12 protein-coding genes are annotated in these 14,261 nt (G+C 38.0%); 9 read left to right on the forward strand and 3 right to left on the reverse strand.

Going from position 1 to position 14,261, the window contains the following annotated elements; translation table 11 throughout:
* The first annotated feature begins 9 nt into the window (after positions 1–9).
* Positions 10–1,011 (forward strand): Holliday junction branch migration DNA helicase RuvB, encoded by a 1,002-nt coding sequence (gene ruvB / locus AC07WY_RS05855; RefSeq protein WP_494735946.1) that lies wholly within the window; start codon positions 10–12, stop codon positions 1,009–1,011.
* Between the two features lie 104 nt (positions 1,012–1,115).
* On the opposite strand, the gene AC07WY_RS05860 is transcribed toward ruvB, so the two are convergent.
* Entirely contained in the window at positions 1,116–3,302 is a 2,187-nt protein-coding gene (locus AC07WY_RS05860) for a TonB-dependent receptor domain-containing protein (RefSeq protein WP_494735947.1), read from the reverse strand.
* 822 nt (positions 3,303–4,124) lie between these two features.
* Here AC07WY_RS05860 and AC07WY_RS05865 point away from each other — a divergent pair.
* On the forward strand, positions 4,125–5,534 hold the full coding sequence (locus AC07WY_RS05865) for a short-chain fatty acid transporter (RefSeq protein WP_494735948.1): 1,410 nt from the start codon (positions 4,125–4,127) through the stop codon (positions 5,532–5,534).
* A gap of 217 nt (positions 5,535–5,751) precedes the next feature.
* Here the strand turns inward: AC07WY_RS05865 and AC07WY_RS05870 are convergent, their stop codons facing one another.
* Entirely contained in the window at positions 5,752–6,894 is a 1,143-nt protein-coding gene (locus AC07WY_RS05870) for a tetratricopeptide repeat protein (RefSeq protein WP_494735949.1), read from the reverse strand.
* 652 nt (positions 6,895–7,546) lie between these two features.
* On the opposite strand from AC07WY_RS05870, the gene ybgC reads away from it, so the two are divergent.
* The 7 genes from ybgC (at position 7,547) to pal (ending at position 13,446) form a co-directional block, all read left to right on the forward strand.
* Positions 7,547–7,954, forward strand: coding sequence for a tol-pal system-associated acyl-CoA thioesterase (ybgC, locus tag AC07WY_RS05875; protein ID WP_004724526.1), 408 nt, complete (start codon positions 7,547–7,549; stop codon positions 7,952–7,954).
* A 24-nt stretch (positions 7,955–7,978) separates the two neighbouring features.
* Positions 7,979–8,677, forward strand: a complete 699-nt coding sequence (gene tolQ, locus AC07WY_RS05880; RefSeq protein WP_004724528.1) for a protein TolQ — start codon at positions 7,979–7,981, stop codon at positions 8,675–8,677.
* A complete protein-coding gene (gene tolR / locus AC07WY_RS05885) occupies positions 8,677–9,126 on the forward strand; it encodes a protein TolR (protein ID WP_004724530.1) in 450 nt (149 codons plus the stop codon). Before tolQ ends, tolR begins: the two co-directional genes overlap by 1 nt.
* A 3-nt stretch (positions 9,127–9,129) precedes the next feature.
* Positions 9,130–10,476 (forward strand): cell envelope integrity protein TolA, encoded by a 1,347-nt coding sequence (gene tolA / locus AC07WY_RS05890; RefSeq protein ID WP_494735950.1) that lies wholly within the window; start codon positions 9,130–9,132, stop codon positions 10,474–10,476.
* 224 nt (positions 10,477–10,700) lie between these two features.
* On the forward strand, positions 10,701–11,324 hold the full coding sequence (locus AC07WY_RS05895) for a cell envelope integrity protein TolA (RefSeq protein WP_494735951.1): 624 nt from the start codon (positions 10,701–10,703) through the stop codon (positions 11,322–11,324).
* Positions 11,325–11,541: 217 nt separating this feature from the next.
* The gene (gene tolB, locus AC07WY_RS05900) at positions 11,542–12,825 is read left to right on the forward strand and encodes a Tol-Pal system beta propeller repeat protein TolB (RefSeq protein ID WP_262086251.1); all 1,284 of its coding nucleotides are present in this window, start codon (positions 11,542–11,544) and stop codon (positions 12,823–12,825) included.
* Between the two features lie 51 nt (positions 12,826–12,876).
* The gene (gene pal / locus AC07WY_RS05905; protein WP_004822680.1) at positions 12,877–13,446 is read left to right on the forward strand and encodes a peptidoglycan-associated lipoprotein Pal; all 570 of its coding nucleotides are present in this window, start codon (positions 12,877–12,879) and stop codon (positions 13,444–13,446) included.
* 162 nt (positions 13,447–13,608) lie between these two features.
* Here pal and AC07WY_RS05910 read toward each other — a convergent pair whose 3' ends face one another.
* Positions 13,609–14,214, reverse strand: coding sequence for an SMI1/KNR4 family protein (locus AC07WY_RS05910; RefSeq protein WP_494735952.1), 606 nt, complete (start codon positions 14,212–14,214; stop codon positions 13,609–13,611).
* Positions 14,215–14,261: the final 47 nt, after the last annotated feature.

The following is a 14,261-nucleotide window of genomic DNA, read 5'->3' on the forward strand; positions in this document are numbered from 1 at the left end:
AAGACACTCATGCAAGACCGTTTAATCAGTGGGGCTGAAAAACCCGAAGATCATTTTGATCGTGCCATTCGTCCAACCTCTTTGGATGATTATATAGGCCAACCTGTTGTACGAGAGCAAATGGAAATCTTCATTGGTGCTGCTCGTGGTCGTGGTGAAGCACTTGATCATACCTTGATCTTTGGCCCACCCGGTTTAGGTAAAACCACATTGGCCAATATTATCGCCCGTGAAATGGGGGGGAATCTTAAATCTACCTCTGGTCCAGTACTGGAACGTGCAGGTGATTTGGCTGCAATGCTGACTAATCTGGAAGAAGGTGATGTGCTATTTATTGATGAAATTCATCGCCTCTCTCCAGTGATTGAAGAAATTCTTTATCCCGCGATGGAAGATTACCAACTCGACATCATGATTGGTGAAGGCCCTGGTGCACGTTCGATAAAATTAGACTTACCACCATTTACCTTGGTTGCTGCGACAACGCGTGCAGGTCTACTCACCTCACCTTTGCGTGATCGCTTTGGAATTGTGCAACGTTTAGAGTTTTATTCAGTTGAAGATTTAACTCATATTGTGGCGCGTTCAGCAACATTAATGAATGTTCCCACAACAGCAGATGGTGCAAAAGAAATAGCTCGTCGTGCACGTGGTACTCCCCGTATTGCTAACCGCTTGTTACGTCGTGTCCGTGACTATGCGCAAGTTAAAGGTACTGGTGAAGTTACTCAACACATGGCACAACGTGCATTGGATATGTTAAATGTTGATAAAGATGGTTTAGATACGTTAGACCGTCGTTATTTATCGATGTTATTAGAGCGTTTTGATGGCGGCCCTGCTGGTGTTGAAGCTTTGGCTGCAGCAATGGCTGAGGATTCAGGCACCTTAGAAGATGTGATTGAACCCTATTTGATTCAACAAGGTTATACTATGCGTACTGCACGTGGGCGTATTGCAACCAACCAAGCCTATTTACAGTTTGGGATGACACCACCTGAACCAAAATAATCAATACAAAGGAATATTCAATATTCCCTTGTTTATTTTATAGTTTTATATAGAAAAGCCCTATACAAATAGGGCTTTATAATGCTAATTGAAGATGAGTTTTATTAGAATTTAAACGTTGTGCTCAATTGAACACGGCGTCCTTCTTGAGTATTTTTATACCGATTATAATAGTCTGCGCCTACTTTCTGATAATCAACAAAGTTTTTATCAAAGACATTATATAAACCCACAGCAATATCCCATTGATCATTTACAATAAAATTTGAACCCATATGCATCAAGCCATATGCTTTAAAATCACCCAGTGCATCATAAACGTCTTGGTTAACTACAGGTAGACTATTATAGTAGTCTGGTGTAAACCGCGCACGTTCACTCCGGTATTCACCTCGCGCCCATAATTGAATTTTATCATCTGCTTGCCATTTTAATGATGCATTGATCATATGTTTAGGCGTATCGTTTAATGGTGGATTACCACTCGCTTTGTCCTTAATTTCTGCCTCCGTCCATGTATAGTTCAGACCAAATTTCCAAGTCGGTACAAACTCCCAATTTAAGCCGGTTTCAATACCGTAGCTTTCTGCCTTTTGAGCATTGATCGGACGAGTAATATTCCAAGCACGTTTGCCAGTATCTCCAGCTTGCATTAGCCATGGTGTACCAAGTCTTGCCATTTCTTTTTCACATGAATCTTTAGTAATCAAGAAATCACAGTTTTTCTCCACTGGTCCATTAATTATCTTATCTTTAATCTGACTGAAAAATGCTGTGATGTTGGCATCAAAATTGGAACCATTATTAAAATAAGTACCCAGCTCAAAGTTATTACTGGTTTCAGGTTTTAAATCTGGACTTCCAAAAAGAGGAGTTCGTCCTTGTCCACCAACATTATAAATCCCATTGGTCAGGCGCTCTAAGCGAGGTGCTTTATAACCCTCACTGTAACCACCTTTAAACGTCCAATTGTCATTTGCATTCCAAACTAAATATGCTCTAGGTGTCCAAAAACTACCAAATGTATCGTGATTATCAAAACGTAAACCCGTCGTTAAAGCTAGATCAGGGGTAAGTGCCCATGTATCTTCAGCAAAAAGACCTAATTGCTGAAACGACACCTCTTTATTTACCCTTAATCCGTCTTTAATACTTGCATCCCACCATTGCCCACCAAGGGTAATATTGTGCCCTTTAAAATATTGAGTCGCCAATTTAGTATCAAAAATCGTATCCTCACTTTCTAAAAGACGTGGTGTGATTACACTTGAACCTGCTTGAGCACGTGCTGGAATAAGGCGACCAATGGTTTCAGTTTGAGTATTACTTATACTTGATTCCAAGGTCCCTATTTTATTGCGCCATGTATGTACAAGTGTTAGTCGATCTCTATTAAATTCTTTCGATTTATCATAACCACCATTTGCACCTAGTGTACCAAGTTGACTCTTACTATTGTCATACCATTGTTCAGTTTTTTCATATTCTACTGAGAGATCGTGTTGTTTAGTTGGGGTAAATGTTACACGTGCCCCTATAGTTTCTAAATCTGATTTGGTTGGATTATCACCCCTGTTTAGCTCTACTGAATTATCATTTACATCGAGATATCCCACATTGGACTGACTCCGTTGAGCCTTTCGTGCACGAAGCTGTACTCCCAATAAATCCTGAACAATGGGTCCACTAAGAAAAGCATCTGCTGCACGATGGTTACCAAAATCAGAACTGTTTGGGAGTAAAGTCCCTTCTAATGTGATGGAGCCTGTCCATACATTTGAAACTTTTTTAGTGATGATATTGATAACGCCCCCCATTGCATCGGAGCCGTATAGCGTAGAAGCAGGCCCACGAATAATCTCAATTCGTTCAATTGCTGAGATTGGAGGAATAAAACTGTTATTTGACTCACCAAAACCATTTGGTGCAATATCTCCAGTACTGTTCTGACGGCGACCATCAATCAAAACCAGAGAATATTCCGCACTCATACCACGAATCCGAATATTTAATCCCCCGGTTTTTCCCTCCATAAGACTGACATCAACCCCCTCTACATCAACTAAAGCATCTGCGATAGAGTTTATACGTTTGCCTTTTAGATCTTGTGCGGTGATCACAGTAATACTTGCCGGTGCATCTTTTAGTTTTTGCTCATAACCCGCAGCAGAAACAACAATCGTTGAAAGTTGTTGTGTAGCATCGGATTCTACCTTGCTACTTGCAAAGGCTGAAGTTGTTGTAATTCCTAAAAGTGCGATTGAAATAGGACGAAGGTTAAACTTACTCATAAATAGAATTCCAGTAGATGGACGACATAAACAATTGAAAACAAATAAAACATCTAAATATGAATGATAAGAATTATCATTTGCAATAAAAAGCATACAAAAAACAACAAGCATAGTAAAGAGTTATTACACATTAATTTAATTAAAACTTAATAAAAAACTTTTGTTGGTTTTAATAGGCTGATTTAATTACATCGGTCTCATAAAAAAATTTGTTATTTAAAACCAATAGGTTATTATTAATATTTGATTTTATTTTTTTATAAAATTATTCTCGATACATCCTTTTTACTCAGCTCTGGATATAGACTCCTACATTCAATTGGCTGTTCATAAGTAGTTTAAAGATAAAAAACACCAAAGCATCATATAACCATGCTGGTTATTTAAACAATTACAAAAAAATAATTTTGGAATGAACGGGTTTGTTGAGAGTTGAAGTTATGAAATATAGAACGGATGTTCAATTGCCATCATTTATTTCACGTTGCAAATGCAGATTGGCATACATTTTTGATTGATGAGTTTTTCTTATTGTACGTTTAAAACTTTAAATTTATAAAAAAGCCAATTCAATGTTAATAATTTAATAAAAGGACAGTTGCTAATTTTGACTGAGCAACACAAAAAAGGAATCAAATTGAGTGAACTTGCATGGAATGTGAGTTTAGAAAAAATTTAACAGTGCATATACCTAAAGCTCATTCGAGAGTCTTTTACATAAATCTTCAAACTCACTGATGTTGATCGTTATCGCCCGAAAATCAATATTTTCAACATGGATGTACTGGTTTCATAATCGAATAAATAGGATATTTAAATATGGATAACACTCAGAATATATTACAAAAATTTGCAATAAAAGTCAGTGATTGGTCAGAAAAATGGTTTCCTGATTCCTATATCTTTGCCCTGTTAGGCGTCATCATTGTCGCCATAGCTGCGATTGGAATAGGAGCTTCTGTTCAAGATGTCGCAATTTCATTTGGCAATGGTTTCTGGAGTTTAATTCCATTTACGATGCAAATGTGTATGTTGATTGTCGTTGGTTATGTGGTTTCAGTATCTAAACCAGTCGAAATGCTAATTCAAAAAATGACTCAAATTCCTACATCTGGAAGAAATGCTATCGTTTTTGTAGCGACTGTTAGTCTCTTAATTTCACTGATTAACTGGGCAATGAGTACAGTTTTAACTGCCCTTTTGGTGATTGCACTATCCAAGCGTAAAGAGCTCAACATGGATTATCGTGCAGCTGCCGCAGCCGCTATTATTGGTATGGGTGCAACTTGGGCACTGGGTATTAGTTCTTCCGCTGCCCAGTTACAGGCAAACAAAGCAAGCTTACCTGAACCACTTTATAACTTAACCGGTATCATTCCTTTTACTGAAACGATCTTTTTACCACAGTCTATGATTATGACTGCCGTATTGATTATCGTATCAATTGCCATTGCATTCTGGTCTGCACCTAAAGGCAATAGCATAAAAACCATTGATGAATTTGATATTCATTTTGAAGATGAAAAGACCGAAGTCCAAAGCAAAAAACGCCCAGGTGACTGGCTGGAAAACTCCCCTATTCTGAGCATTTTAATTGTGGTTTTAGGTCTGATCTGGATGTTTAATGAATTTACAAAAAGCAATCCGATTATTGCCATTTCCAGTTTAAACACTTACAACTTTATCTTCTTAATGCTCGGTATTGCTTTACACGGAACGCCTCGAAATTTTTTAAATGCCGTTTCTAAAGCTGTCCCTGCGGTTTCTGGCGTACTGATTCAATTTCCACTCTATGGAAGTATTGCTTTTATCATGACAAGTGCTATGAACGCACAGGATTTATCTCTATCTCATTATATTGCTGAATTTTTTGTATCGATTGCATCCAAGGAAACTTTCGCAATTGTCATGGGGTTATATTCGGCTATTTTAGGCTTTTTCATTCCATCTGGGGGTGGTAAATGGATTATTGAAGCACCTTATGTCATGCAGGCGGCACACGATCTGAAAGTACATTTGGGTTGGTCTGTTCAGATTTATAATGCAGCAGAAGCTTTACCCAACTTAATTAATCCATTCTTTATGTTACCTATGCTGGGAATTTTAAAGTTAAAAGCTAAAGATGTCATTGGGTTTACAGTTACCCAGCTTGTCTTCCATTTACCTTTAGTTTTATTCTTATTGTGGATTCTTGGTCGTACTTTAACGTATATGCCACCTACTTTTTAGGATGTAAAAGACTTTACTGCACAATATTATTTTAAACGGCTTATTCAACATAATCTTCTGTTGAATAAGCCGACAACTAAATTGATCATACCAAGAGTTGATCTTCTTACAAACGAGCTTCAATTAATCGTAGGAGATCACTAACTACTTTAATTTTAATAATCAGATCAGTGGTATACATCATAAAATAGTACACATAAGTGGAATCAAGTTTGATCTATACCAAACCCTTTTCATACATCTCAGTAAGATTATTTTGTGCATCTGCATCTCCCTGAGCTGCCGCCTTGCTAAAACATTCAAATGCTTTTTCATAATTTTTGGGTACACCTTGACCCTTCTCATACAATACGCCAAGGTTATTTTCTGCACCTGCACTCCCTTGAGCAGCTGCCTTACTATAGCATTCAAATGCTTTTTCATAACTTTGGGTTGCGCAAAGCCCCTTGTAATACATTGATCCAAGGTTATTTTGTGCATCCGCATTTTCTTGGGCAGCCGCCTTGTTAAACCATTCAAATGCTTTCGTATCATTTTGGGCTATGCCTTGACCAGTGACATACATCACTCCAAGGTTATTTTGTGCGCCTGCATATCCTTGGGCAGCCGCTTTATTATAGTATTCAAATGCTTTTTCATAACTTTGAGTTACACCTTGGCCATGCTGATACATCCACCCAAGGTAATATTGTGCATCTAAAAATCCCTGAGCAGCTGCCTTGCTATACAATTTAAAAGCTTTTTCATAATTTTGAACTACGCCTTGACCATGCTGATACATCACTCCTAGGTTATTTTGCGCACCAGCATTACCTTGCGCAGCTAACTTTTTATAAAATTCCAACGCTTTTTTATAGTTTTGTACTACGCCTTGACCATTCTGATACATCGATCCAAGGTTAGTTTGTGCTACAGCATTATCCTGAGCAGCTGCCTTAGCATACCATTCAAATGCTTTTTCATAATTTTGAATTACACCTTGACCATGTTGATACATCCATCCAAGGTTATTTTGCGCATCCAAATCCCCCTGAGCAGCCGCCTTACTATACCATTCAAACGCTTTTTCATAATTCTGAATTACACCTTGACCATGTTGATACATCATTCCAAGGTTAGCTTGTGCTACAGCACAATCCTGAACAGCTGCCTTGCTATAGCATTCAAACGCTTTTTCATTATTTTGAACTACACCTTGACCATTCTGATACATCCATCCAAGATCATTTTGTGCATCTATCTCTCCTTGATTAGCTAATTTCGAGGTATATTTAAATTTAACAGTTTTTGCATAAGTTGGACTTAAAAAAAACAATATAGGAAAAATAATTATATGAAATAGGCTTTTATTGATATTCATTGGTTAAGTTTTTAAATTAAATCATTGATTTAATCTAATATATTCTAACTAAAATTGAAATAAATTTTATTCGTTTTTTATTTATTGAAATTTCATGCAGATCAAAATCCATTCAACAAAATGAGTGTTATGTGAAATATTCTTTACGGCGTTTAATTTTGTTCTAGATTTTTTAGCTTTAAACGCTACCACAGGATTCCCTACAGTAATGCCACTTCATTAACAGAATCCACAAGCTAATCTCCTTCAGCCCTACTCTCCTCATTCGGATTGTAATCTTGTGCCATTTGAGAAAGCATGCCTTGTGCTAAAATTCGCGCCAAAGTCAGGGTTAAACTCTTGTGCAAATTTATAAGTGGGGCAAATCAATTTACTTTTCTACAATATAGCCTCTAAAGCTTATATACACGTACTGTTCAGACAACCAGTCCGCTGTTCATGTAGATTTCCGTTTCTCTCAAAACATCTCATAGATGCTTTTGGCGTAGTTGATAGGTTCCCTTATAAATATAGTAAAATTCAATCAAGCAATCAGATCAGCAAGATAAAGCACTTGTTTTTCAGCTGAATGATTTGAAACTGAATCAGCGCAAGTAAATACTGGCAAGCAATTGATAGATATGCAATAAACAACACAGGAATGCATAGCAACATGAGTAATAAATTCGAATTCCAAATCCGTGTATATATCGAAGATACAGATGCTGGCGGTATCGTATACCATGCCAATCATATCCGCTTTATGGAACGTGCACGGACAGAATGGCTACGTGCATCCGGTATTGACCACTATTGGCATCAAAAAGATTACAATTTTGTCGTGCATAAAATTGCATTGAAATATTCTCGCCCTATACTCATGGACGATCTTATTACTGTTACAGCAAGTGTAGTTTCATGTAAAGCTTCGTCATTTGTGTTGCAACAGAATATATATCGTGGTGAAATCATGCTTGCTTCTGGCGAGGTGGAATTGGCATGTTTAAGTACAGATATGAAACCTCGTAGAATTCCTGACGAAATCCGTGATTTAATTCTTCGAGAATTAGCTCACGAATAAAAAATACTTTTGGCACATGTAACTATGGCAACACAACTAGAATCTTCTTTACACATCTCTGATTTAATTTTACAAGCGAGCCCTGTGGTTCAATTGGTGATGCTAATCTTAGTACTCGCATCCGTTTTTAGTTGGTATTTGATTGCCAAGTTGCATATGGGCTATAAGAAAGCACATCAAGGCGATGAGCATTTCCAAAAAATCTTCTGGTCTGGTGCTGAACTCAATACCTTATATAACAATGCTCAGCTTAATTCTAAGCGAAGCGGTTTAGAAGATATTTTCTATCAGGGTTTAAGTGAGTTTTTAAAACTTAAAAAACGTCATGCTGAAACTGCATCGATGATTGAAGGTACTGAACGTATCTTGCGTGTAGGACTCAGTCGTGATCAAGGCCGTTTAGAGCAAGGCTTAAGCTCTCTCGCCAGTATCGGTTCTGTCGCACCTTATATTGGTTTATTTGGTACTGTTTGGGGCATTATGAGTGCATTCATTGGCTTAGCTCAGGTTGAACAAGTTACCTTAGCCACTGTTGCACCAGGTATTGCTGAAGCATTGATTGCAACTGCGATTGGTTTATTTGCTGCAATACCAGCGGTACTAGCATTTAACCATTACACTGCAAAAGGCGAAGAAATTTATTCAGATCGTGCATTATTTGCAGAAGAGATGGTGGCGCTATTACAACGTCAATCTGTGGGAACTACACAGGAAGATGAATAATGACAATCCAACGTTCTGGACGTTTTGAGCGCGTCAAAAAACCTTTAAAAAGTGATATGAATGTCGTTCCCTATATCGACGTCATGTTGGTTTTATTGGTTATTTTTATGGTGACAGCACCCATGATTACCACGGGTGTTAAAGTTGATTTACCTCAAGCAAACAATAATCCGATTCAATCTGAAGACCGACCAGCCATCGTGACTTTAGAAGCAGATGGTACGATTAAACTTGAAGACAAAAACCATAAAAATGAGGTTTTAACTTTAGATGAGTTAAAAACAGTACTTACAGAAAACCAGCAACAGGCACAAGCAAATAACAAGCAATTGAGTGTCTTGATCAATGGTAGTGAATCACGCCCTTATGGTGAAGTCATGAAACTCATGTCTACACTGCAAGATGCTGGTTTAAGCCAAGTGGGTTTACTGACAGAGTCTGTAAAGTAAGTTATGAAAAATATTCAAAAGCCACAATCTAAAGAAAAAGCGATTGCACTTGGATTTACCCTAGGTATTCATGTGGTGGCGATTACTGGCTTACTTTTTCTCGGTTTAAGTCAACCACCAGAGCCACCCAAGCAAATTAAAACCGTTTTAATTAAACCTGAAGATTTACCACCGCCTGAACCCAAGCCTTTAGTAGAAACTGATGCCACTGAAACGGCAGATAGCAAGGTTGCAGAAAATATTCAGCAAACAGCGGAACCCGATCAAACTGCACCAGAAATCCCAACTGAAGCAAATAACACACCAGATACCAAGGCGATAGATGCACAAAAATCTGCCGAACAGGCCAAGGCAGCCGCATTAGAACAGCAATTGGCTATGGCAGCGGCTAAAGCAGCACAAGAAAAAGCCTTAAAACTTTCTCAAGCTAAAGCAGATGCTGCGGAAAAAACCAAACAAGAGGTAGCTGAAAAAGTAAAGCAGGCTAAAAATGCTGCTGAGAAAGCTAAGGCTGAAGCTGAAGCAAGATCTAAAGCAGATGCAGCAGCTAAGGCCAAGCAAGAGGCGCTTCAAAAAGCCAAAGCAGATGCTGCGGAAAAAGCCAGACTCGCAAGACTCAATGCAGAAGCAAAAAGCAAAGCAGAAGCTGCTGAAAAAGTCAGGAAAGAAGCCGCAGATAAGGCCCAACAGGCCAAAGCCGATGCTGCCGCAAAAGCTAAGGCAGAAGCTGCTGAAAAAGCCAGAGCGGATGCTAATGCAAAAGTTAAAGCGGACGCTGCTGCAAAGGCTAAAGCGGACGCTGCTGCAAAGGCTAAAGCAGATGCTAATGCAAAAGCCAAGGCAGATGCTGCTGAAAAAGCCAAAGCGGATGCTAATGCAAAAGCCAAGGCAGATGCTGCTGCAAAAGCTAAAGCGGATGCAAATGCAAAAGCCAAGGCAGATGCTGCTGCAAAAGCCAAAGCGGATGCGGACGCAAAACGTAAAGCTGATTTAGCACGTGAATTAGATGAAGAAAAAGCCTCTGCTGCTGAAAAAGCAAAAGAAGCTGCTGCAAATAAAAAGGCAGAAGCGAGAACAATTGCCTCAAATGCAACACGTGATTTTACAAACAAAGTTAAATCAGCATGGAACGTTCCATCTGGAACAACTGGAAAAAAAGTAAGTGTAAGGTTTACTTTATCTGATTCAGGTCAAGTTCTTTCTATTGTCCTTACAAATCCTAGTGGAGATGAACAATTGGATGCAAGTATTAAAGCAGCAATTAAAAATGCAGCTCCATATCCTATGCCATCTGACCCAACAGCCAGAAATCTTGCTAAATCTGTAACCTCTACATTTACCGCGAAATAAGATAGCTCCCTGCTTCGGCAGGGTACGCATATGCTTCAATATATGACTAACTGATTTTTTGAAAATTTTATTATTCATTTTTATCAAAGTACTTTAGCAAATCTAAATTCTCAAAATACTGAACCTAATTTTTTATCTATCAATCATTCAGAATTGACTGCAACTGCTTCGGCTCTTAGAAAATAAAGAAATCTTGCCTATGGGCAAAAAACTGAAACTAAAAAATGGCATTAAGTGCGAAAAAAATTTTTGCACTTAAAATTCTCAGGGCTTGGCATATGCCAGTAGTTTCATCTGGCCAAGAAGCCAATACACGTATTAAACTCACAAAAAATGGTGCAATCGACTCAATAATTGTTAATTTGGAAAATAAAATGCAGTTTAAAATAGTATTTATAACGACTTCCCTCTTTTTTCTCACACCGCTATCTCTTGCGAAAAATATTAATGTAAACATACCAATCGAGGCCAATACCCAACAAACAGCTTCAAATCAATTGCTACATGAAATTTCACCATCTGCTCCACTTATACAAAGAAATGCACCTATACAAGCTGAGCAATTCGAACAATCACAAATCATCGGCCAAATTTATAAGAATAGAGCCAACCGCATTACAAAATATTGGAAAAGACCAGCAACTCATTTAATAGAAAGGGCCAATGTACGGGTTTATTTAGATAACAAAGGAAATGTTAAAGATATTTTAATGGATGGGCAGTTTAGTGATGAGTTCGCATTATCGATAAAAACAGCGATTTATAAAGCAGCACCATTTGAAATGTCAAAACAACCCGCGTTCAATAACCAGCTACAAGAAATTCGTATTCATTTCACCACAGAGTAATGCCCAATCATTAAGCAAGACTCATCATTTTTACGATTTTTGCAAAAGTAGAAACTGTAATTCACCTATGTAATACAATTAGATTTAATTTTTATCAACAAATAAGCGAATTATAATCTTTTATTCATAATTACATGCTTTATATAGATTAAAATAATGTCTTTGTGCTACAAAGCTAAGCATAGTTAAAAATTGATATTTGAGTACATGAAGTCCAATGAAAATCATACCTAAACGTCTATTAGGATTAGCGATAATTGCTGCATTGAGCCCTGCATTGATCACCACATCATATGCACAATTGCATTTAGAAATTGCCAAAGCACCTGAATCTGCACCTAAAATTGCCATCATTCCATTTAGTAATGATCAATCTATCTACCCTATTGTTGAACAAGATTTAAATCGCTCTGGGCGCTTTACCAGTTCATCAAAAAATCTTCCTGCAACTGCAAACATAAACAATATAAATGCAGAAGCATGGAAAGCGGCTGGGGTTCCTTATGTGGTTTTAGGTGACTCAAAAACCAATGCAGATGGTTCATTGGCAGTACATTACCAACTCTATGATGTTGAAAAGCAGAAATTCCTATTAAATGAATTGCTCTCGATTCCAGCATCACGTGTGCGTTCTGCGGCACATATGATCAGTGACGCAATTTATCAAGCGCTTACAGGGATTCAAGGTGACTTCACAGGACGTATTGCTTATGTGTTACGTAACCCTGCAACACCAGAGACTCGTTATACCTTACAAATTGCAGATACCGATGGTGAGCAACCTAAAACGGTATTAAGTTCAAGAGACCCTATTCTCTCGCCTGCTTGGACGCCAGATGCGAAAAAAATTGCATATGTTTCATTTGAAACCAAGCGCCCTGCTATTTATATCCAAGACTTAGCCACAGGTGCACGAGAAAAACTCGCTGCATTCCGCGGTTTAAATGGTGCACCAAGTTTCTCTCCTGATGGTAAATCAATGCTGTTTACTGCGTCTATGCATGGAAACCCTGAAGTTTATCAAATGGATTTAGATTCACGCCAAGTGAAGCGCATGACCAACGATAGCGCAATTGACACAGAAGCACGTTATGCTCCAGATGGAAAATCATTTATTTTCACATCTGACCGTGGTGGATCAGCACAAATTTACCGTTATAGTTTTGATGATGGCTCGACCAAACGTTTAACTTTCCGTGGTGCATTTAATGCACGTGGTACATTAAGTGCCGATGGTAAATATGTGGCATTGGTACACCGCCCTTCTGGTAGTAACTACAAAGTTGCCATTCAGGAAATTTCTACAGGTATCACCAATATTTTGACACCAACAAGTTTAGATGAATCACCAAGCTTTTCTCCAAATGGGCAAATGGTGGTTTATGCAACACGTGAGGGTAATCGTGGTTTATTGGCAATCATGTCTACAGATGGTCGCTTCCGCATGAACTTACCAAGCGAACAAGGTGAAGTACGTGAACCTGCTTGGGCCCCTAAATAATTTAATCAAGATGTAAATCACTTATTTAAAATTGAAATACCGGAGATCAACATGAAGTCAATTCAATATCTAGCTTTACCCTTATTAGCAGCAAGCTTGGTGATGACAGGTTGTGCAAGCCGTAAACCTGCTGCCACTGTAGAGTCAGGAACCAATCCAAATAGTGCGACGACAGTAAATACCAGTGGTTTAAGTGAAGATGCTGCTTTAAATGCACAAAATTTAAATGGTGCTTCATCTAAAGGCGTGACTGAAGCCAATAAAGCATTTTTAGCAAAACGTGTGGTACATTTTGATTATGACAGTAGTGATCTTTCCAATGATGACTACCAAACACTACAAGCACATGCGCAGTTCTTGATTGCCAATGCCAACTCTAAAGTGGCATTAACAGGTCATACAGATGAACGTGGTACGCGTGAGTACAACATGGCTTTAGGTGAGCGTCGTGCTAAAGCCGTTGAAAGCTACCTGATCACCAATGGTGTTAAAGCAAACCAATTAGAAGCGGTAAGCTACGGTAAAGAAATGCCAATCAATGCTGGTCATGATGAAGCGGCTTGGAAAGAAAACCGCCGTGTTGAAATCAACTACGAAGCTGTTCCTCCTCTTTTAAAATAATGCCAAGATCGCATTGTTAAAATAGACCATAAAAAATGCCCAATTCAATTGGGCATTTTTACCAGAGCTTATTCTTATTCTGCGCTTTCGTATTTCAAGATAAAATTTTGATTTAGTACAGTAAAATAAGAAACTGCTTAAAATGTTCAATGGTAATTTATATTAATAACGCCATTTCTTGAGTATTTGCTCATTAAATAACGCAATAAACCGTTCCTCTACCCATTCATCCACCTCATCTGGATGCGCTTCAGCAAAAAACTCAGACTGTATTAAAATCAGACAACCTTTAATATAGTCATCCACACAGTCCAATATTTTACTTAAATACGGCGTGTCGTCATGATCAAAGTAATAGATTTCTTTGCTGATGTCATGAAAGCAAAACATATTGCCATTACCAAGATAATCACTAAATGTAATCAGATGAGGTAAAACTGCTAAATCAGTCTGACTAAATTCAGGCGCATATTGCGGTGCATTTGCCCAAATATCTTTTAAGTAGCCAATATCATCAAATTGCTGTAATTGTTCACCAATATCAGCAATCCCAAAGTGTTGATAGAAGATCTTTAAAGATTCAGGTAAGCGACAATTTAAACGCTGTTCAAGTTTTAAAATTTGCTCATCATCAATTGCAGGTGCAATCTCATCATCATTTAAATCAGCAAGAGATTCTAAAATTAGGCGAGTCTTAACATCCCACTCCAGTTCACCAATTTTATTAAACGGAATGATAATGCCTGTTTTGTGATCAATCTCTATCATGAAGATTTATTGTTCGGAGTTAATATAAAATAAATGAATAGAAAAAG

The organism is Acinetobacter sp. GW821-FHT01C12 (genome assembly GCF_059422625.1).